Genomic DNA, 19,032 nt, shown 5'->3' with positions numbered 1-19,032 from the left:
AGCAGGTCCAGACATGTCTAATGTAGCTTCCCATGAAGTTATTCATACAGGAATTACGGGTAAAATAAAGAGCAAGACGCTTCACACAACAGAAACAGCAGAAAGCAGGCAGCCGAAAATGAGCAATCAGTCGCTAATCAGCGGAACAACCTTTGATGAGATATTCGCAATTATGGAAGCTTCTTTTCCGGTAAGTGAGATCAGAACCTATAGCGGGCAGCGGGCCTTGCTGGCGAATCCGAATTATCACCTGTATACCGAAAAGGATGCAGAGGACCGGACGCTCGCTTTCATGGCCACCTGGGAATTCCCTGAATTGCGGTTTGTTGAGCATATTGCCGTTAACCCGGATATACGGGGCGGGGGAATCGGCAAGAAGCTGATGAACCGCTATATTAGCCGATCGGACAAGCCGGTGGTGCTGGAGGTGGAGCCGCCTGAGGGGGAAACGGAACAGCGGAGAATCGGATTCTATGAACGGCTGGGCTTCTATCTGAATCCGTACCCTTATGTGCAGCCGCCGCTGCGCGCGGGTCAAGCCGACCTGCCGCTGCGCATCATGACCTATCCCCGGCCGGCTACCCTGAAGGAATTCCAGCGGTTTAGAGATATCCTGTACACCGGGGTGTACCAGATTACGGTCCCGAACAGCCGTTAACACCTGGTGCAGATTCGGAATTACTTCTTTACAATCCGGATACAAGTTAGAAACAAGTTAATGGTTTAATGAATCTATAGCAAGGAACACTACAAACAACATACACACACAAGGGAGACGATAATAATGAAGAGCAAAAAAATGATCATAGCAACCATGGTATTCGGAATGGCTATTACGGGTTCAGCAGGTGTATACGCAGGAACGAATATGCAGAAGATCAGTGCGTACCTGAACCACAGCATCGGCTTCAAAGTAAACGGAGCGGCTTACACGCCGGTAGACGGCAATGGCAAAACACTGTCACCAATTACTTATAATGATACAACGTACCTTCCGGTCCGGGCACTGGCGGATGCACTGAAGGTGCCGGTAACATTCAATGCTTCTACTAACCAGGTCATTCTGGGCGGCGGAAAGGTAACTACAACACCGGATAACGGTTCAGCTATTGCTTTAGCGGCAGTACAATACAGTGCAGCACAAAAAGAAGAGATTACCAAGGCGTTCGCCGCCTACCAGGGCTTTGAAACAGCTTATGCTCCGGCCCAAATGATCAGCGGGGATGCATTCCAGAAGGTTGTGGGCGGAGATGACGGCGTAAGCTTCCTGTTCAATAAAATGCGGGTGAATGTATCCCCGCGTGATTATTCTTACGATTATAACGGAACTACCGTGAAGCTATCCAACGGAACGGAAGCGAAGTGGTACACCCCTTCAGATACGGCTATGCTGACCTTTGCGCTGGCAGACCGTTTTGTGACTATCAGTTCGCCGGATAAATCACTCAGCAAAGCACAAATCGAGAAAGTAGCTGTAAGTGTAGCGAAATTGAGCAAATAATCACTACTGCTTCTATAGAGATAGAACACACAGAGAAATCTTCAGAAGCATATTTATAGAATGTTCTTATAGTAAAAAGGGATGTCCGCAGAGCCAGCTGAACTGGTCCTTGCAGACATCCTTTTTTGGTATACAGCTCCTGGCTGAATGTTGTAGCCTATTTATTGGTGCTGTGCTGTTTGTTCGCAAGGCGTGCGCCCGGTGTTCCTTTGCCCCGGTTTCTGTTCTTCAGCGCTTTCCGCTGATTCTCCTGGAATTTCTCCACGAATTCATGAGTGTCCATTGCGGCGGTCCTCCTAATAGTTTGCTCAGCTTAACCTCGGTGAATGTACTTCGAACAATACCCACTTTGGAATCATGAGCTTCAGTGTTGTTAAGCATAGCTTCAAAAGCAAACGCTTAAGTTTGGTGTATTTACTTTATCCACTTCGGACCCTTCTCATGCATGGCTTGTTTCTTTCGAATGTAACCAACCTCACAGACATCAGGACCCTAAGAAGCGCAAAGTAAACTAATAGTTTACTTGACTGCACTGCCGTGCAGTTTGAAAGGAGGCGAGACTGTGGGAAGCAGCGAACGCAAAATGAAAGAGAAGGAGCTCCGCAGGAACGACATTATAGAAGCTGCGGAGACAGTCTTTTTTGCCAAAGGGTACCAGAATACGACCATGGATGACATTGCCAAAACGGCGGAATTCAGCAAGAGAACGCTATATGTATATTTCAACAGCAAGGAACAGCTTTACTTTGAGATCATGATCAGGGGCTATAGATTGATGCAAGGGATGCTGCAGCAGGAAATGCTTGAGACGAAGACCGCTAATGCCATAGACAGTCTTATGCAAATGGGCAATGTTTTTTACCGTTTCAGCAAAGTGCACCCGGAATACTTCAAGGCCATTATGGAATACGAGACCGCAGAGATTGACTTCGATAGGGGAATCACGGACGCCTCCAGAGAGGAATGTTATGCCTTGGGTGAGACGATGACAGAGTACTTAATCGGGCTAACCCGCAAAGGGATAGAAGAGGGCGTAATCCGTAAAAGCCTGAATCCAGTCGAAACCGCGCTGGTGCTGTGGTCTTGTGTGATCGGTGTTTTGAATACGGTCCGGAAGAAGGAGAATTATCTCAGGCAGATGCATTCGACAACACCGGATGAACTCGTAATGGCAGCCTTCCATCTGATGGTTGAGTCTATAAAAGTCTAGAGGAGGGGGTCCATTGAAAGGAAAGAGGAGTTTTAAAATATTGAAGCTAATTATTTCGTTTACTGCCGGGCTGGTCCTTGCCGTGTTTGCCTTATTAATGTTCCTTAGCGGAGTCTTCAGGCAGCAGGATTACTTGCAGCCGTGGAGTCAAGGGTACTCCGCAGCTATGACAGATCCCAGAGTGAGACTGGCCGCACATGGTCTGCTGGCCGCAAGCGGGCATAATATGCAGCCTTGGTTAATCAAGCTGGATCAGAAGAACGATAAAGTGTTTACACTATATGCTGACAACAGACGCCTGTCTCCGGCGGTGGATCCTGAAGCAAGACAGTTAATGATTTCGCAGGGAACCTTTCTGGAATATGTACGGATTGCAGGACAACAGCTTGGATATCAGGTAGACATCAAACTGTTTCCTGAGGGACGCTATGATGAGAGCAGGCTGGAAGAGAGTATGGCCAGCAAACCGGTTGCACGTCTTACGCTCAATAGCATAAGTCTGGTAAGCCAGCCGCCGCTCTACAATTATTTATTCCAGCCGGATACCAATAGGGGACCTTATACTTCCGATAAGCTCAGCCCGGTTCAATTGAAGGGACTGCAGAGTATTAATTATATCAGCGGTCTGAAAATGAACATCGTTCAGGATGCCGGCAATATGAAGATATTGGGAGACTACGCCGAGAAAGCGGCAGTAATAGAGGCTGGTGTAGATTCTGTGATGCAGGAATCCGCACGGATCTTCCGCACCAATGAACGGGAGAAGAATCAATTCCGCGATGGATTCTCTGTAGAAGGACAAGGAACTAGCGGTATTATGCGACATATCCTTCAGGGTGCAGTAACTCTGTTTCCATCCCTAAATGAAGGAAAAGCTGCTTCGAAGCAGTTTATCAACTCCACAACAGCTTCGGTCAAGAGTACTCCCGCGTACGTGCTAATTATCAGCAATGACAACAGCCGGGTCAGCCAAATCCGGAGCGGCATGCTCTACAGCCGGTTAACCTTGACTGCCCACCTTCAAGGGCTGGCTATGCAACCATTAAGCCAGGTGCTTGAGGAATATCCCGAGATGAGCAGATTGTACAGCGGGATTCACCGCGAATATGCCGCTCCCGGTCAGACGATTCAGATGCTGGCCCGTGTGGGAACTCCGCTTAAGACAGGGCAGCTTAGCATGAGGCGTGATGTGCTAGAGCTACTGGACGATAATTAAGGCCGTAATTCTGCTAGAGAGTAATAAGCCTTCACTCTGTGGATATTATCTATCCTGTTGGATTAACTGATACATTGTGTCGGAAGGAGTACTGTGAGTGCGGTTCGCCGCACTCCATGCATTATGGGGCACAATCCGTGAAGCACCTGGAGTTCAAGGGAATGCACAAGATAGTTTCAAAATAAAGCTTGCAAAGAATTTCTATACATGATATATTCTATTTCTGGCCGCGAAACATCAACGCCGAGCTCGAAAAAGAAGTTGAAAAAAAGAGCTTGCATTGATCGGTTGGATGTGATATATTATAAGAGTTGCTGGTGACGCGGTAAGCGGCGCTGACAACGAGCTTGATCTTTGAAAACTGAACAACGAGTGAGTATTGGAAATCACGAAAGTGACTTCCAAAAATGATGAGTTTCACAGCGTCTTGTACGCTTTGGAAATCTCATCGTGAGAATGAAAATTCTCGTCAGATGTTTCAAAATGAGCAATCGCTCTTTCTAAATACAATTTGGAGAGTTTGATCCTGGCTCAGGACGAACGCTGGCGGCATGCCTAATACATGCAAGTCGAGCGGAGTAAGAATGGAAGCTTGCTTCCATTCTTACTTAGCGGCGGACGGGTGAGTAACACGTAGGCAACCTGCCCTCAAGACTGGGATAACTACCGGAAACGGTAGCTAATACCGGATAATTTCTTTCCTCTCCTGAAGAGAGAATGAAAGGCGGAGCAATCTGCCACTTGGGGATGGGCCTGCGGCGCATTAGCTAGTTGGTGGGGTAACGGCTCACCAAGGCGACGATGCGTAGCCGACCTGAGAGGGTGAACGGCCACACTGGGACTGAGACACGGCCCAGACTCCTACGGGAGGCAGCAGTAGGGAATCTTCCGCAATGGGCGAAAGCCTGACGGAGCAATGCCGCGTGAGTGATGAAGGTTTTCGGATCGTAAAGCTCTGTTGCCAGGGAAGAACGTCCGGTAGAGTAACTGCTACCGGAGTGACGGTACCTGAGAAGAAAGCCCCGGCTAACTACGTGCCAGCAGCCGCGGTAATACGTAGGGGGCAAGCGTTGTCCGGAATTATTGGGCGTAAAGCGCGCGCAGGCGGTCATTTAAGTCTGGTGTTTAAACCTTGGGCTCAACCTGGGGTCGCACTGGAAACTGGGTGACTTGAGTACAGAAGAGGAAAGTGGAATTCCACGTGTAGCGGTGAAATGCGTAGATATGTGGAGGAACACCAGTGGCGAAGGCGACTTTCTGGGCTGTAACTGACGCTGAGGCGCGAAAGCGTGGGGAGCAAACAGGATTAGATACCCTGGTAGTCCACGCCGTAAACGATGAGTGCTAGGTGTTAGGGGTTTCGATACCCTTGGTGCCGAAGTTAACACAGTAAGCACTCCGCCTGGGGAGTACGGTCGCAAGACTGAAACTCAAAGGAATTGACGGGGACCCGCACAAGCAGTGGAGTATGTGGTTTAATTCGAAGCAACGCGAAGAACCTTACCAGGTCTTGACATCCCGATGAAAGCATTAGAGATAGTGCCCCTCTTCGGAGCATCGGAGACAGGTGGTGCATGGTTGTCGTCAGCTCGTGTCGTGAGATGTTGGGTTAAGTCCCGCAACGAGCGCAACCCTTGACTTTAGTTGCCAGCAGGTAAGGCTGGGCACTCTAGAGTGACTGCCGGTGACAAACCGGAGGAAGGTGGGGATGACGTCAAATCATCATGCCCCTTATGACCTGGGCTACACACGTACTACAATGGCCGGTACAACGGGAAGCGAAACCGCGAGGTGGAGCCAATCCCAGCAAAGCCGGTCTCAGTTCGGATTGCAGGCTGCAACTCGCCTGCATGAAGTCGGAATTGCTAGTAATCGCGGATCAGCATGCCGCGGTGAATACGTTCCCGGGTCTTGTACACACCGCCCGTCACACCACGAGAGTTTACAACACCCGAAGTCGGTGGGGTAACCCGCAAGGGAGCCAGCCGCCGAAGGTGGGGTAGATGATTGGGGTGAAGTCGTAACAAGGTAGCCGTATCGGAAGGTGCGGCTGGATCACCTCCTTTCTATGGAGAATCGTCACCTGCAACGGTGACATTCAAATCGGAAGCGTAAGCTTCCACAACGAACCTTAGGGTTCAAACACTCACTCGTTGGTCAGTTTTGAGAGTTTAAGCTCTCATCTTTACACTGTCTGAATTTTCGAACATCACAGTCGTGATTGTACCGAAATTTCAGCACCTTGATCCTTGAAAACTGGATACCGAAACGAATTTGCGTTTTAGAACATCTTTTAGCTGAAACTTGTGTAAGCAAGTTGAAATAGTTATTAGTTGCTACAGCGATTTTCCTAACGGAAAACGCATTGGTTAAGCTAATAAGAGCACACGGAGGATGCCTAGGCGCCAGGAGCCGACGAAGGACGTGGCGAACAACGAAACTGCCTCGGGGAGCTGTAAGCAAGCTTTGATCCGGGGGTGTCCGAATGGGGAAACCCAGCTGTGGTAATTCGCAGTTACTCGTATCTGAATACATAGGATACGCAGAGGCAGACCAGGGGAACTGAAACATCTAAGTACCCTGAGGAAGAGAAAACAATAGTGATTCCGTCAGTAGCGGCGAGCGAACGCGGAACAGCCTAAACCAAGGGGCTTGCCTCTTGGGGTTGTGGGACGTCTCACATGGAGTTACAAAGGAATATGGTAGGCGAAGAGGTCTGGAAAGGCCCGCGATAGAGGTAAAAGCCCTGTAGCCTAAACTGTGTTCTCTCCGAGACGGATCCCGAGTAGTGCGGGGCACGTGAAACCCCGTATGAATCCAGCAGGACCATCTGCTAAGGCTAAATACTACCTGGCGACCGATAGTGAAACAGTACCGTGAGGGAAAGGTGAAAAGCACCCCGGAAGGGGAGTGAAATAGAACCTGAAACCGTGTGCTTACAAAAAGTCAGAGCCCGATCTATGGGTGATGGCGTGCCTTTTGTAGAATGAACCGGCGAGTTACGTTTAACATGCAAGGTTAAGGTGAGAAGCCGGAGCCGCAGCGAAAGCGAGTCTGAATAGGGCGACTAAGTATGTGGACGTAGACCCGAAACCGTGTGATCTACCCCTGTCCAGGGTGAAGGTGCGGTAACACGCACTGGAGGCCCGAACCCACGCATGTTGAAAAATGCGGGGATGAGGTGGGGGTAGCGGAGAAATTCCAATCGAACTCGGAGATAGCTGGTTCTCCCCGAAATAGCTTTAGGGCTAGCCTCGGTGAATGGAGTGGTGGAGGTAGAGCACTGATTGGGTGCGGGGCCCGCAAGGGTTACCAAGCTCAGTCAAACTCCGAATGCCATTAACTTCTTGCCGGGAGTCAGACAGTGAGTGCTAAGATCCATTGTCAAAAGGGAAACAGCCCAGACCATCAGCTAAGGTCCCCAAGTGTGTGTTAAGTGGGAAAGGATGTGGAGTTGCACAGACAACCAGGATGTTGGCTTAGAAGCAGCCACCATTGAAAGAGTGCGTAATAGCTCACTGGTCGAGTGACTCTGCGCCGAAAATGTAACGGGGCTAAACACACCACCGAAGCTATGGCTAGATACTTTGTATCTGGGGTAGGGGAGCGTTGTATGTAGGTTGAAGGTGTACCGTAAGGAGCGCTGGACAGCATACAAGTGAGAATGCCGGTATGAGTAACGAAAAGATCAGTGAGAATCTGATCCGCCGAAAGCCCAAGGTTTCCTGAGGAAGGCTCGTCCGCTCAGGGTAAGTCGGGACCTAAGGCGAGGCCGAAAGGCGTAGTCGAAGGACAACAGTTTGAAATTACTGTACCACCGTAATCCGCTATGAGCGATGGGGTGACGCAGGAGGGTAGTGACGCGGACTGATGGATATGTCCGTCTAAGCAGTGAGGCTGATGTGTAGGCAAATCCGCACATCACTAAGGCTGGGCTGTGATGGGGAGCGAAAATTGTAGTAGCGAAGGTCATGATCTCACACTGCCAAGAAAAGCCTCTAGCCAGGAGAAGGTGCCCGTACCGCAAACCGACACAGGTAGGCGAGAAGAGAATTCTAAGGCGCGCGGAAGAACTCTCGTTAAGGAACTCGGCAAAATGACCTCGTAACTTCGGGAGAAGAGGTGCCTCGGTAGGGTGAATAGCCCGAGGGGGCCGCAGTGAAAAGGCCCAAGCGACTGTTTAGCAAAAACACAGGTCTGTGCGAAGCCGCAAGGCGAAGTATACGGGCTGACGCCTGCCCGGTGCTGGAAGGTTAAGGGGAGTGGTTAGGGGTTAAACCCGAAGCTGTGAACCGAAGCCCCAGTAAACGGCGGCCGTAACTATAACGGTCCTAAGGTAGCGAAATTCCTTGTCAGGTAAATTCTGACCCGCACGAATGGCGTAACGACTTGGGCGCTGTCTCAACGAGAGATCCGGTGAAATTTTAATACCTGTGAAGATGCAGGTTACCCGCGACAAGACGGAAAGACCCCATGGAGCTTTACTGCAGCTTGATATTGAATTTGGGTACGATCTGTACAGGATAGGTGGGAGCCGTTGAGGCAGGAGCGCAAGCTTCTGCGGAGGCGCCGTTGGGATACCACCCTGATCGTATCTAGGTTCTAACCTAGTGCCCTAATCGGGTACGGGGACCGTGTCAGGCGGGCAGTTTGACTGGGGCGGTCGCCTCCTAAAGAGTAACGGAGGCGTTCAAAGGTTCCCTCAGAATGGTTGGAAATCATTCGCAGAGTGCAAAGGCATAAGGGAGCTTGACTGCGAGACCTACAAGTCGAGCAGGGACGAAAGTCGGACTTAGTGATCCGGTGGTACCGCATGGAAGGGCCATCGCTCAACGGATAAAAGCTACCCTGGGGATAACAGGCTTATCTCCCCCAAGAGTCCACATCGACGGGGAGGTTTGGCACCTCGATGTCGGCTCATCGCATCCTGGGGCTGAAGTAGGTCCCAAGGGTTGGGCTGTTCGCCCATTAAAGCGGTACGCGAGCTGGGTTCAGAACGTCGTGAGACAGTTCGGTCCCTATCTGTCGTGGGCGCAGGAAATTTGAGAGGAGCTGTCCTTAGTACGAGAGGACCGGGATGGACGTACCGCTGGTGCATCAGTTGTTCCGCCAGGAGCATGGCTGAGTAGCTACGTACGGACGGGATAAGCGCTGAAAGCATCTAAGCGTGAAGCCCCCCTCAAGATGAGATTTCCCAATTAGTAAGACCCCTTGAAGACGACGAGGTAGATAGGTTGGAGGTGGAAGTGCAGCAATGCATGGAGCTGACCAATACTAATCGGTCGAGGGCTTATCCAAATTTCGAACAACGCAGATTCGTTTCGGATTCAGTTTTCAGGAATCAAATTCCTGAAGCATTTACGCTGTAAATGCCCGTTTGGTGGCGATAGCGGAGGGGTTCCACGCGTACCCATCCCGAACACGACCGTTAAGCCCTCCAGCGCCGATGGTACTTGGACCGAAGGGTCCTGGGAGAGTAGGACGCCGCCAAGCGGACAATCCACACACACTGTGGTATTTTTTTTGCCCTTATTAGTTGCATAGTGGTATGAGAACGGGCCTTTAGCTCAGCTGGTTAGAGCGCACCTCTGATAAGGGTGAGGTCAGTGGTTCAAGTCCACTAAGGCCCACCATATTCCCTGATAGCTCAGTTGGTAGAGCACTCGACTGTTAATCGAGTTGTCACAGGTTCGAGTCCTGTTCGGGGAGCCATCTGGAGAGGTGTCCGAGTTTGGCCGAAGGAGCACGATTGGAAATCGTGTAGGCGCCACAAGCGTCTCGAGGGTTCGAATCCCTCTCTCTCCGTAGCTTTACCTTCCCTGTATAGGGATGAGAAGTAGAATTATTTAACAGCATGGCTCGTTGGTCAAGGGGTTAAGACACCTCCCTTTCACGGAGGTAACATGGGTTCGAATCCCATACGAGTCATATATGGAGGCTTAGCTCAGCTGGGAGAGCATCTGCCTTACAAGCAGAGGGTCGGGGGTTCGAACCCCTCAGCCTCCACCATCTATCTTTAACAGAATAGATCTTTAACATTGACGCGGGGTGGAGCAGCCCGGTAGCTCGTCGGGCTCATAACCCGAAGGCCGCAGGTTCAAATCCTGCCCCCGCAACCAATTTGGAACCGTGGTGTAGTTGGCCTAACATGCCTGCCTGTCACGCAGGAGATCGCGGGTTCGAATCCCGTCGGTTCCGCCATTTTTATTGTATGAAGGTATCAGGGATTGAGCATCCTATATCTCGAAGTATAGAGTATCCACCCGATTCCGTAGTGTTTGCTAATTATTAATATTGGGGATTAGCCAAGCGGTAAGGCAACGGACTTTGACTCCGTCATTCATAGGTTCGATTCCTATATCCCCAGCCATTTCATTTATGATTGCTTCTCTTATGAGAGCCATTAGCTCAGTTGGTAGAGCACCTGACTTTTAATCAGGGTGTCGAAGGTTCGAGTCCTTCATGGCTCACCATTTTCTTATAAAGTGTGCGCGTGTGGCGGAATGGCAGACGCACCAGACTTAGGATCTGGCGTTTCACGACGTGGGGGTTCAAGTCCCTTCACGCGCACCATGTTTTTGCGGACGTGGCTCAGCGGTAGAGCATCGCCTTGCCAAGGCGAGGGTCGCGGGTTCGATTCCCGTCGTCCGCTCCATATAGATTTTGCGCCCTTAGCTCAGCTGGATAGAGCGTTTGACTACGAATCAAAAGGCCGGGAGTTCGAATCTCTCAGGGCGCGCCATTTATAACTTCATTGAATCATCAAAGTGTCCTCAGGATTCGAACGAGTTCGTTGGAGCATCAGCTTCAATAGCACAACTTCGCAATCGGATGCGAAGCATCCGTATCTCTCAGGGCGCGCCATTATTACTTTGCAGTATAGCTTTTATATTAACGGGATGTAGCTCAGCTTGGTAGAGCACCTGGTTTGGGACCAGGGGGTCGCATGTTCAAATCGTGTCATCCCGATATTTCACCTTTGCGGGTGTAGTTCAATGGTAGAACTTCAGCCTTCCAAGCTGATAGCGTGGGTTCGATTCCCATCACCCGCTTAAATAATAGTTACAGCAACCCTTGATATTCAAGGGTTTTTTTGTTTTTTTAGCATGGGGCGGAAGTATTGCTTACTAAAAATACATAGTATATGCTGGTGGCCGCTCTATGCGCTGGTAATGCTATATTATGCAGACAGCCATGTTTATATAGACCTGTTATATTAGAACTATGGAAGAACAGGCACTATTTACTTGGAAGTTGAGGAGCATTTATTATGACAGACAAAGTAATACGGATCTTCAAGATCATTAACGCCATCCAGTCGAATCCCGGGATTACGGCTGCGGATCTGGCATTCCGGTGCGAGGTGAATATTAGAACGATTTACAGGGACTTGGATGTAATCAGTCATTTTGCACCGGTGATGAATGAGGGGAGAGGAACGGGTTATAAGTTTATGGGGAAATTCTTCTTATACCCGCTGGATTTCTCCGAGCAGGAGGCAATGGCCTTCTCTCTGCTGCCCTCCGTGCTGGCACCCGGCAAAATCCCCCCAGGTTTTCTGTCTGCCTTTGACAAAGTCATGGGCACACATCTGAAGGAGAAATCCAAACAGAATGGAATGCTTGAGAATATTTCAGATATTATCCAAATGGGCAAGCCTGCTTACCGCAAGGAGAGCCGGAATTTCCTGCAGCCGCTGATCGGGGCGATTATGGAGCAACGGCGGATTCGTACGGTATATCACTCGCAATTGCGCAACGAGACAACGCAGCGGGAGATTGATCCTTATTATTTGATTCCGCGTGACCAGAGATTCTATCTGATTGGCTATTGCCACCTGAAGAGGGCGATCCGGACGTTTCGCATCAGCCGTTTTCAGCAGGTAGAGGTGACGGATACCCCCTTCGACAAAGGGGATTTCAATATTAAACAGTATCTGAAAAATACCTGGTCGATCGACCGGGGCAACAAGAATACCACCTTCAAAGTGCGGTTTCATCCGGAGGTAGCGCGTTACATCAAAGAAGAGGAATTGTTCGTGCACCCGCGAATGACCGATGAGGAAGACGGAAGTCTGCTGTTTGAAGTCACCGTCAATAACGACAAGGAATTTATTAAGTGGATTCTGCAATATGGCCCTAACGCCGAGATTCTTGAGCCGGTATCCGCGAGACAGGGACTGAAGCAGCAGCTGGAGCAGTGGATGAATGTGTATCATTAGGGAATATACATAGAAAATGCAAATACGATAATCCCAAGAAACCCCTGACTGATGAAGTCAGGGGTTTCTTGGCGCTGAAGGGTGCAAGTGGAGTTACTCCGGTACCACCAGTCCCAGTCCGTCCGCGATACGCCGTCCAAATTCCGGATCGGCTTTGTAGAAATGGCCAATCTGGCGAAGCTTGATCTCATCCGACTCGACTGGAGTCATCGCGCCTACAATATTGCGTACGAGCCGGGCACGCTCCTCTTCATTCAGCAGACGATAGAGATCACCCGGCTGGGTGTAATGATCGTTGTGATCATAAGGGACACTGTCTGCTTGACCGGAGACTGCAAAAGCGGCCGGTCTATCCTGCGGCGACTCGGTTGCCCCGCCGAAGCTGTTAGGCTCGTAATACACGGAGCCTCCGCCGTTATTGGTGTGATTCAGCGCGCCATCCCGCTGATTATTGTTCACCTCGGCGATGGGCCGGTTAACCGGCAGGTGGTTGTGATTCGCTCCTACCCGGTAACGGTGGGCGTCTCCGTAGGCGAAGAGGCGGCCCTGGAGCATTTTATCAGGAGAGGCTTCTATCCCTGGCACAAATGATCCCGGGGAGAAGGTAGCCTGCTCTACTTCGGCGAAGTAGTTCTCCGGATTGCGGTCCAGCACCATGCGGCCCACCTCAATCAGCGGGTAATCCTTCTGGGACCATACCTTGGTGACATCAAACGGGTCGAAACGGTAGGTGTCAGCATCCTCTACAGGCATGATCTGCACATGCAGTCTCCAGGCGGGAAAATCCCCTTTGTCGATCGCATTGAACAAGTCCTCAGTATGGTAATCCGGGTTGTCACCGGCAATCTGCGCAGCCAGATTAACATCGAGATTCTTGACGCCCTGCTCTGTTTTGAAATGGTATTTCACCCATACTGCGGCGCCTTCTGCATTCACCCACTTGAACGTATGGCTGCCGAAGCCGTGCATATGACGGAGGGTGGCCGGTATGCCGCGGTCAGACATCAGAATCGTAACCTGGTGCAGGGATTCAGGGGAGAGCGACCAGAAATCCCATACAGCGTTCGGGTTCTTCAGATGTGTCTGCGGGTGGCGTTTCTGGGTATGGATAAAGTCCGGGAATTTGATCGCATCACGGATGAAAAAGACAGGTGTATTGTTGCCGACGAGGTCGTAGTTGCCTTCTTCGGTATAGAATTTCACGGCAAAGCCGCGCGGATCGCGCACGGTATCAGCAGAACCCAGCTCCCCGGCTACGGTAGAGAAGCGGATGAACATCGGTGTGCGCTTACCGACTTCAGATAAGAAGGCAGCTTTTGTATATTGGGAGAGATCTTTGGTGACTTCAAAATAGCCATGAGCACCGGCACCTTTGGCATGGACGACACGCTCAGGAACACGTTCCCGGTTAAAATGGGCTAATTTCTCCAGCAGATGAACATCCTGCAGCAAAGTGGGTCCGCGGGAACCGGCTGTCATAGAATTCTGGTTGTCACCTACCGGGGCACCCCAGCTTGTCGTTAGTTTGTTATTGCTCTCACTCATGAATACAGTCACCTCGTATTAGGATTTGATTTTAGATTAAGTATAATTTTTATAATAACAAAAAATTAAATAAAATCAATCCTTTTTTATAATCATTATAATTAACAATATGCGGAAGAAGGTAAAATCATGATAGGGCTGACGCCTCTGGACTAGAATATATCTGGCATTATTAGAAGGCTAGGGCTAGGGCTAGGGCTAGGGCGAGTGAGAGGGAATGGGAATGGGAGGTATGAGCTGAAGCAGTAGGGTGACAACGTCAAAAACCCTCTACGTTAGGCGTAAGAGGGTCTCTATTGCCGCTATCAGTCAGGAATGCGGCCTGTATCTGATAAGCGCATGTGAGCGTTAATTATTCGTACAGTTCCAGCTCGCCTACAGAAGTGGAATAAGCGCCGTTGTTGGCGGTAATGACCAGCCTGTAGCTGGTATAGTCACCTGTAGAAGAGAGGTTGAAGTAGTAAGAGGAACCCGGATAATAAAGGCCGGACTGGCTGCTCAGAACGACCCAGCTGCTGCCGTTACTGGAGCCCTGAAGGGTCCAGGTTTTTGGCACATTCGCCTGAGGCTGGGATGAGGTGGTGAGCCTATAGCTGCGGACCTTTTTGGAAGTGCCAAAGCTGTATTGCAGATATCCTGAGCTGCCGCTGGAAGTGGAGTAATAGGTGCTGTAATCATGGTCAAAAGCTTTGTAGGCTTCATGGAATGCCCATTCGCTGCTGGCGGAGGCGGTACCCGCCGGACTTATGTTGGAGGTCATCACTGGAACAAGATTGCCGGCAGCACTGGCTCCGGTTAAACTGATCGCGGAAGCCATAAGCAGAGTCCCCAAGCCGATACCTACTTTTTTGAAGCTGCCCATTCGTTGCAATTGCATTTGCCCATCTCCCTTTGTAGTGGTTTTACCTGCTTCACTTGTGCGTGTTTGGACTAAATAAACTCCCGGGAACTTCTAGCCGCTCATCGCTTACCTTATTGTGCAAACGTTTGTAGCACACTATCACTGTAACCCAAGTGAACTGAAAATATTGTCGGAATTGGACAAGCAGCCAAAAAAATTAGTTTGGGAAACTGGTTTCACTAAAAGTAGGATATTTGCACGGAATTCCGCCGGAAAGCAGATTAAATGAAGATGATTAACGTTATTAAAGATAAAGAATATGAACTGAAAACTCGTGGAACCTAAAAATTCCCGCCCGCTGAAGCGGGCAGGAGGGGACGAAGAAAGGGCATATAGGAGGAAGCTGTAGAATTGCGGACGCGAGTCAGTCTTTGATGTACATCCGGTTATAGTATTCATCCAGCATGCGTTTGGTGGCGAACTCGGTGCGGGTGGTCTCAATGCTGCGGTGCATCATCTGCACCCACTTGTCCTTGTTCTCATAGAAGGTCGGCAGAACACGGTTCAGGAGTGTATCATACAGGGCATCGCTGTCGTGCTGATCAAGCACCGCGAAGTCCGTAGTCTCAAAGCCGTCCCCGATCTGCCAGCCGTTCTCGCCGTCTATACAGGCTTCCGGCCACCAGCCGTCAAGGATGGAGCAGTTGAGGACGCCGTTCATGGCGGCCTTCATACCGGAGGTTCCGCTGGCTTCCAGCGGTCTGCGCGGATTGTTCAGCCAGATATCGGAGCCGCGGGTGAGCTGGGCACCAATGGTCATATCGTAGTTTTCCAGGAAAACTACGCTTTTCGGGTATTTTTTCATCATGGCTACGAGGTTGCTGACGATTCTCTTGCCGTTATCATCCAGCGGATGCGCTTTGCCGGAGAAAACAATCTGAATTCGGCCGCTCTCCAGGTATGGCTCAATCACCTCAGGCTGGGAGAAGATCAGGTCGCTGCGTTTGTAGGGAGCGGCGCGGCGGGAGAAGCCGATGAGCAGGTTGTCGGCATTCAGGGCAATCCCGGAGCGTTCCTCGATGAAGCCGATCAGCTCCTGCTTGATCTCCTTATGCACAGCCCAGAGGTCGCCGCCTTCTTCAAAAGCACGCGTCATCCGTTCATCCACCCAGGTAGGCGTATGAATTGCATTAGTAATGCCGATGATCTCGGACCGGCCGGCGACCTCTTTCCACATTTTATTGGCGGTATCGGCATGGAGCTGGGCAACGGCGTTCGAGATACGGGACAAGCGCAGGCCTGCCACAGTCATGTTGAATGGCTCTCCGCCGATCCGCTCCATCTGAGCGCGGGTTAAGCCGTTAAAAGCACCCATGTACTCCAGACGGTCGAGCGGATGGGTCTCATTACCTTCCTTGATCGGTGTATGTGTAGTGAACACAACCTCTTCCCGTGTAGCTCTCCAGGCTTCCTCAAAAGTACTGCCGCCGGACATCTTCTCACGGATCAGCTCAATTGCTGCAAGCGCGGCATGCCCCTCGTTGAAGTGGTAGACATCAATCGGAATGCCCAGGGCACGCATGGCCTTGACGCCGCCGATCCCCAGGACAATCTCCTGGGCAATGCGTTCTTCCCCGAACCAGCCGTACAGCTGGCCTGTAATCCAGGCATCACTGTTCTCGGGAATATCGGTGTCCAGCAGATAAAGCGGGCTGTTGCCGAAATGCTCTGTTTTCCACACTTTGCAGACGACATCGGTTTTTCTGACTTTTACCGTAACCTTGACGCCTGTATCTTCAAGGAACTCATACACATAATTATGGTAGGAGTCGTACGGATTGCCGTTTGCATCAATTTTCTGGTCCGTGTAGCCTTGTTTCCATTTGAGTCCGATGGGGATGACGGGAGCGCCTATATCCTTGGCACCTTTGATGTAATCTCCGGCCAGAATGCCCAGGCCTCCGGCGTACATTTTGAAGTCTGAATGGAGCCCGTACTCCATGCTGAAATAAGCTACTGACGGCAGTTGGTTCTCGTTCACTTGATAAGCCTCCTAAATATGATTTAGATTATTATTGGCCAAGCTGCAGGCTTTATCTAAGATGCAAACGTTTGCTCAAAAGAATGTGTTAGGCTCTGGAAGCGATTGCACACCTATTCTAGCATATTTGTCTTTAAAAAGCACAGCGAAGTTTTGATGAAAAAAAGCTGCCAAAGCTTCTATTCATAAAAATTTGATTAACCCGGCTGAAGGCCATAAGATAAGAGGATAACAACCAGTAACGCCGGTGCCGTCCCTTCCATGGAGAAGGTAGCCTTAATGGCGAAGAAACAATGGAAATAAACCAAGTGGTGGTGTTCATGTTGAGTATAGTCGTAATTGGAAGTCTGAATATGGATATGGTAGTACGCACGAAACGGGCTCCGGAAGCGGGCGAGACGCTGTTTGGTCAGGAATTTGCATTGTCCCCGGGCGGAAAAGGTGCCAATCAGGCCGTTGCTGCAGCCAGACTTGGCGCGGAGGTAACCATGATCGGCAGAGTGGGCCGGGACTCTTTTGGCAGCGGACTGCTGGAGGTTATGTCACAGGAGCAGGTTCACACCGGATATATCACGCAGAGTGAGTCACAGGCTACAGGAGTCGCCTCCATTGTGGTGGACGGAGAAGGCGAGAACCGGATTATTGTGGTCCCCGGTGCGAATGTTGAGATGAAGCCGGCCGATATTGAAGCACTTGAACCGGTTATCCGCCAAGCCGGAATTGTCGTCATGCAGCTGGAGACGGATCTGACTATGGTAGAGGCTGCGGCTGCCGTTGCTTCCCGCCATGGAATTCCGGTGATCCTCAACCCGGCACCGGCTCAGCCGCTCGGAGATGAATTGCTTCATCATGTGACTTACCTGACTCCGAATGAAACAGAGGCGGGCATTCTGGCCGGTATTCCGGTAGAGAGTGTGGATGATGCGGAGCGTGCGGCACGGATTTTGCTGCAAAAAGGGGTTCAGCACATTATTGTCACACTGGGCTCCAAAGGGGCGCTGATTGTGAATGCCGCCGGCAGCCTGCATGTTCCCGGGTTCCCGGTACAAGCTGTAGATACAGTGGCAGCGGGCGACTCCTTCAACGGGGCGCTGGCCTGGCAGCTTACCCGCGGGAAAACGCTGGATGAAGCGGTCAGATTCGCGAATGCGGTCGGTGCACTGGCGGTTGGCAAAGCGGGAGCGATTCCTTCGCTGCCAAGATTACAAGAGGTGAAGCAGTTCCTGCAGGAAGCTGCTGATGCCGAGCCGGGCGCACAGTAGATTTAGCGTAAGGATCGTGTAAACGGTCCTTTGAGATTCGTAAGTTCACTCTGTATAGGCAAAATGTTGCAGGTATTACAACTTGAATCCATAAATACCGCGTTGTCCGGATGGATTGTTGTATGAAATACATGAATTGTTTCTTTATTCTGCATGGTAAGGGGAGAATATTGCCTTTTATACAACAATTTCGGATTCTGGTTAATATATTGCGGGGATTGTTGTATTCTGTGCAGGATTGTTTGACCAGATACAGAGTGCTGCGGACAAGCGAGCCGGGCGGTTAATTCACAGGCTTAGCCTGATACATAAGGAGCTGAAACGATGAGCGGTACAGTAACCGTTAAGAATGTAACCCTTGGGGAGGGGATGCCCAAAATCTGTGTTCCGCTGGTCGGAACAACGTTATCCGAGCTTCGGGAAGAGGCGGAGGCCCTTAAGGCTCTGGCTCCGGATGTGGTGGAGTGGCGGAGCGATTTCTTCAGCCAAGTGGAGGATATCGCAGCGGTAACGGAGGTATTGGGGGAAATCCAGCAGATTCTGCCGGAGATCCCGCTGATCTTCACGTTCCGCAGCGCCAAAGAGGGCGGGGAGAAGGAAATCTCCACAGAATATTACTTCCGGCTCAACAAAGCCGCTGTAGAGAGCGGATATGTTGATATTGTGGATGTGGAGTTGTTTAACGGGGAACAGGAGGTCCGCGGGCTGATTGCCACAGCGCATGACAATGCGGTATTCGTGATTATATCGAATCATGACTTCCATGGCACGCCGTCACAGGATGAAATCGTCTCCCGGCTGCGCAGAGCACAGGAGCTTGGCGGAGATCTGCCGAAGATTGCTGTGATGCCGCAGAGTGCGGGGGATGTGCTGACCCTTCTGGCGGCGACAAACATGATGCAGGAGCAGTATGCGGACCGTCCGATCATTACAATGTCGATGGCCGGAGAGGGCGTAATCAGCCGGCTTGCCGGTGAAATCTTCGGCTCAGCGCTGACCTTCGGGGCAGCGCATAAGCCTTCGGCTCCGGGACAGGTAGCGGTTGCCGAGCTACGCAGTGTGCTGGAGCTGCTGCACCGCAGCTTATAACTTCTTGCTGCTGTTGCGTGTGCATACGCAGTAGAAGAGAATGGGGTGTTTCCGAGCCGCTTAAGCGGCCTGGAGCACTCTTTTTTGTTTAATCCGCAGAGAGTGG

11 protein-coding genes, 14 tRNA genes and 3 rRNA genes are annotated in these 19,032 nt (G+C 50.8%); 24 read left to right on the top strand and 4 right to left on the bottom strand.

Annotated features, from left to right (window positions below):
* Positions 1-118: 118 nt before the first annotated feature.
* Positions 119-658, top strand: a complete 540-nt coding sequence (locus NYE33_RS35985; protein ID WP_341070105.1) for a GNAT family N-acetyltransferase — start codon at positions 119-121, stop codon at positions 656-658.
* A gap of 126 nt (positions 659-784) precedes the next feature.
* Positions 785-1,501: a stalk domain-containing protein gene (locus NYE33_RS35980; protein WP_042133678.1), complete on the top strand. Its 717-nt coding sequence runs from the start codon at positions 785-787 to the stop codon at positions 1,499-1,501.
* Positions 1,502-1,658: 157 nt separating this feature from the next.
* On the opposite strand, the gene NYE33_RS35975 is transcribed toward NYE33_RS35980, so the two are convergent.
* Positions 1,659-1,784 carry a DUF4023 family protein gene (locus NYE33_RS35975; RefSeq protein ID WP_076248006.1) on the bottom strand — a complete coding sequence of 42 codons (126 nt, stop codon included), beginning with the start codon at positions 1,782-1,784 and terminating at the stop codon, positions 1,659-1,661.
* A gap of 279 nt (positions 1,785-2,063) precedes the next feature.
* Between NYE33_RS35975 and NYE33_RS35970 the strand changes: the two genes are divergently transcribed.
* From NYE33_RS35970 to NYE33_RS35875, 20 genes are all read left to right on the top strand, one after another.
* Positions 2,064-2,711, top strand: a complete 648-nt coding sequence (locus NYE33_RS35970; RefSeq protein ID WP_341070037.1) for a TetR/AcrR family transcriptional regulator — start codon at positions 2,064-2,066, stop codon at positions 2,709-2,711.
* Positions 2,712-2,751: 40 nt separating this feature from the next.
* A complete protein-coding gene (locus NYE33_RS35965; RefSeq protein WP_341070035.1) occupies positions 2,752-3,927 on the top strand; it encodes an Acg family FMN-binding oxidoreductase in 1,176 nt (391 codons plus the stop codon).
* A gap of 508 nt (positions 3,928-4,435) precedes the next feature.
* Positions 4,436-5,993: ribosomal RNA gene (locus NYE33_RS35960) — 16S ribosomal RNA — on the top strand.
* 301 nt (positions 5,994-6,294) lie between these two features.
* Positions 6,295-9,225 (top strand): 23S ribosomal RNA (locus tag NYE33_RS35955).
* Between the two features lie 78 nt (positions 9,226-9,303).
* Positions 9,304-9,420: ribosomal RNA gene (rrf, locus tag NYE33_RS35950) — 5S ribosomal RNA — on the top strand.
* Together the 16S, 23S and 5S rRNA genes with 14 tRNA genes alongside form the textbook arrangement of a ribosomal RNA operon.
* Positions 9,421-9,483: 63 nt before the next feature.
* Positions 9,484-9,560 (top strand) — tRNA-Ile (locus NYE33_RS35945).
* Between the two features lie 3 nt (positions 9,561-9,563).
* Positions 9,564-9,639 (top strand) — tRNA-Asn (locus NYE33_RS35940).
* A gap of 3 nt (positions 9,640-9,642) precedes the next feature.
* Positions 9,643-9,732, top strand: a tRNA-Ser gene (locus tag NYE33_RS35935).
* 51 nt (positions 9,733-9,783) lie between these two features.
* Positions 9,784-9,855, top strand: a tRNA-Glu gene (locus NYE33_RS35930).
* Between the two features lie 5 nt (positions 9,856-9,860).
* Positions 9,861-9,936 (top strand) — tRNA-Val (locus tag NYE33_RS35925).
* A gap of 33 nt (positions 9,937-9,969) precedes the next feature.
* Positions 9,970-10,046: transfer RNA gene (locus tag NYE33_RS35920), tRNA-Met, on the top strand.
* A gap of 4 nt (positions 10,047-10,050) precedes the next feature.
* A tRNA-Asp gene (locus tag NYE33_RS35915) sits at positions 10,051-10,128 on the top strand.
* Positions 10,129-10,222: 94 nt separating this feature from the next.
* A tRNA-Gln gene (locus NYE33_RS35910) sits at positions 10,223-10,297 on the top strand.
* 27 nt (positions 10,298-10,324) lie between these two features.
* Positions 10,325-10,400: transfer RNA gene (locus NYE33_RS35905), tRNA-Lys, on the top strand.
* A 16-nt stretch (positions 10,401-10,416) separates the two neighbouring features.
* A tRNA-Leu gene (locus NYE33_RS35900) sits at positions 10,417-10,500 on the top strand.
* A gap of 7 nt (positions 10,501-10,507) precedes the next feature.
* A tRNA-Gly gene (locus NYE33_RS35895) sits at positions 10,508-10,582 on the top strand.
* 10 nt (positions 10,583-10,592) lie between these two features.
* Positions 10,593-10,669: transfer RNA gene (locus tag NYE33_RS35890), tRNA-Arg, on the top strand.
* 153 nt (positions 10,670-10,822) lie between these two features.
* A tRNA-Pro gene (locus NYE33_RS35885) sits at positions 10,823-10,896 on the top strand.
* A 12-nt stretch (positions 10,897-10,908) separates the two neighbouring features.
* Positions 10,909-10,979 (top strand) — tRNA-Gly (locus NYE33_RS35880).
* 218 nt (positions 10,980-11,197) lie between these two features.
* On the top strand, positions 11,198-12,148 hold the full coding sequence (locus NYE33_RS35875; protein WP_042133682.1) for a helix-turn-helix transcriptional regulator: 951 nt from the start codon (positions 11,198-11,200) through the stop codon (positions 12,146-12,148).
* Positions 12,149-12,241: 93 nt separating this feature from the next.
* Here NYE33_RS35875 and katA read toward each other — a convergent pair whose 3' ends face one another.
* The 3 genes from katA to glgP form a co-directional block, all read right to left on the bottom strand.
* Complete coding sequence (gene katA / locus NYE33_RS35870) at positions 12,242-13,693, bottom strand: catalase KatA (RefSeq protein WP_341070034.1); 1,452 nt, start codon at positions 13,691-13,693, stop codon at positions 12,242-12,244.
* A 352-nt stretch (positions 13,694-14,045) separates the two neighbouring features.
* Positions 14,046-14,570, bottom strand: a complete 525-nt coding sequence (locus NYE33_RS35865) for a discoidin domain-containing protein (protein WP_341070032.1) — start codon at positions 14,568-14,570, stop codon at positions 14,046-14,048.
* Positions 14,571-14,958: 388 nt separating this feature from the next.
* Positions 14,959-16,575, bottom strand: a complete 1,617-nt coding sequence (gene glgP / locus NYE33_RS35860) for an alpha-glucan family phosphorylase (RefSeq protein ID WP_341070030.1) — start codon at positions 16,573-16,575, stop codon at positions 14,959-14,961.
* A 293-nt stretch (positions 16,576-16,868) separates the two neighbouring features.
* Between glgP and rbsK the strand changes: the two genes are divergently transcribed.
* Positions 16,869-17,837: a ribokinase gene (rbsK, locus tag NYE33_RS35855; protein ID WP_341070028.1), complete on the top strand. Its 969-nt coding sequence runs from the start codon at positions 16,869-16,871 to the stop codon at positions 17,835-17,837.
* A gap of 324 nt (positions 17,838-18,161) precedes the next feature.
* Positions 18,162-18,926, top strand: coding sequence for a type I 3-dehydroquinate dehydratase (aroD, locus tag NYE33_RS35850; protein WP_341070026.1), 765 nt, complete (start codon positions 18,162-18,164; stop codon positions 18,924-18,926).
* Positions 18,927-19,032 lie beyond the last annotated feature (106 nt).

It is taken from the genome of Paenibacillus sp. FSL R10-2199, from assembly GCF_038000235.1.
Classification (GTDB): domain Bacteria; phylum Bacillota; class Bacilli; order Paenibacillales; family Paenibacillaceae; genus Paenibacillus_AQ; species Paenibacillus_AQ phytohabitans.
This window is presented reverse-complemented; position numbering and strand designations above follow the sequence as displayed.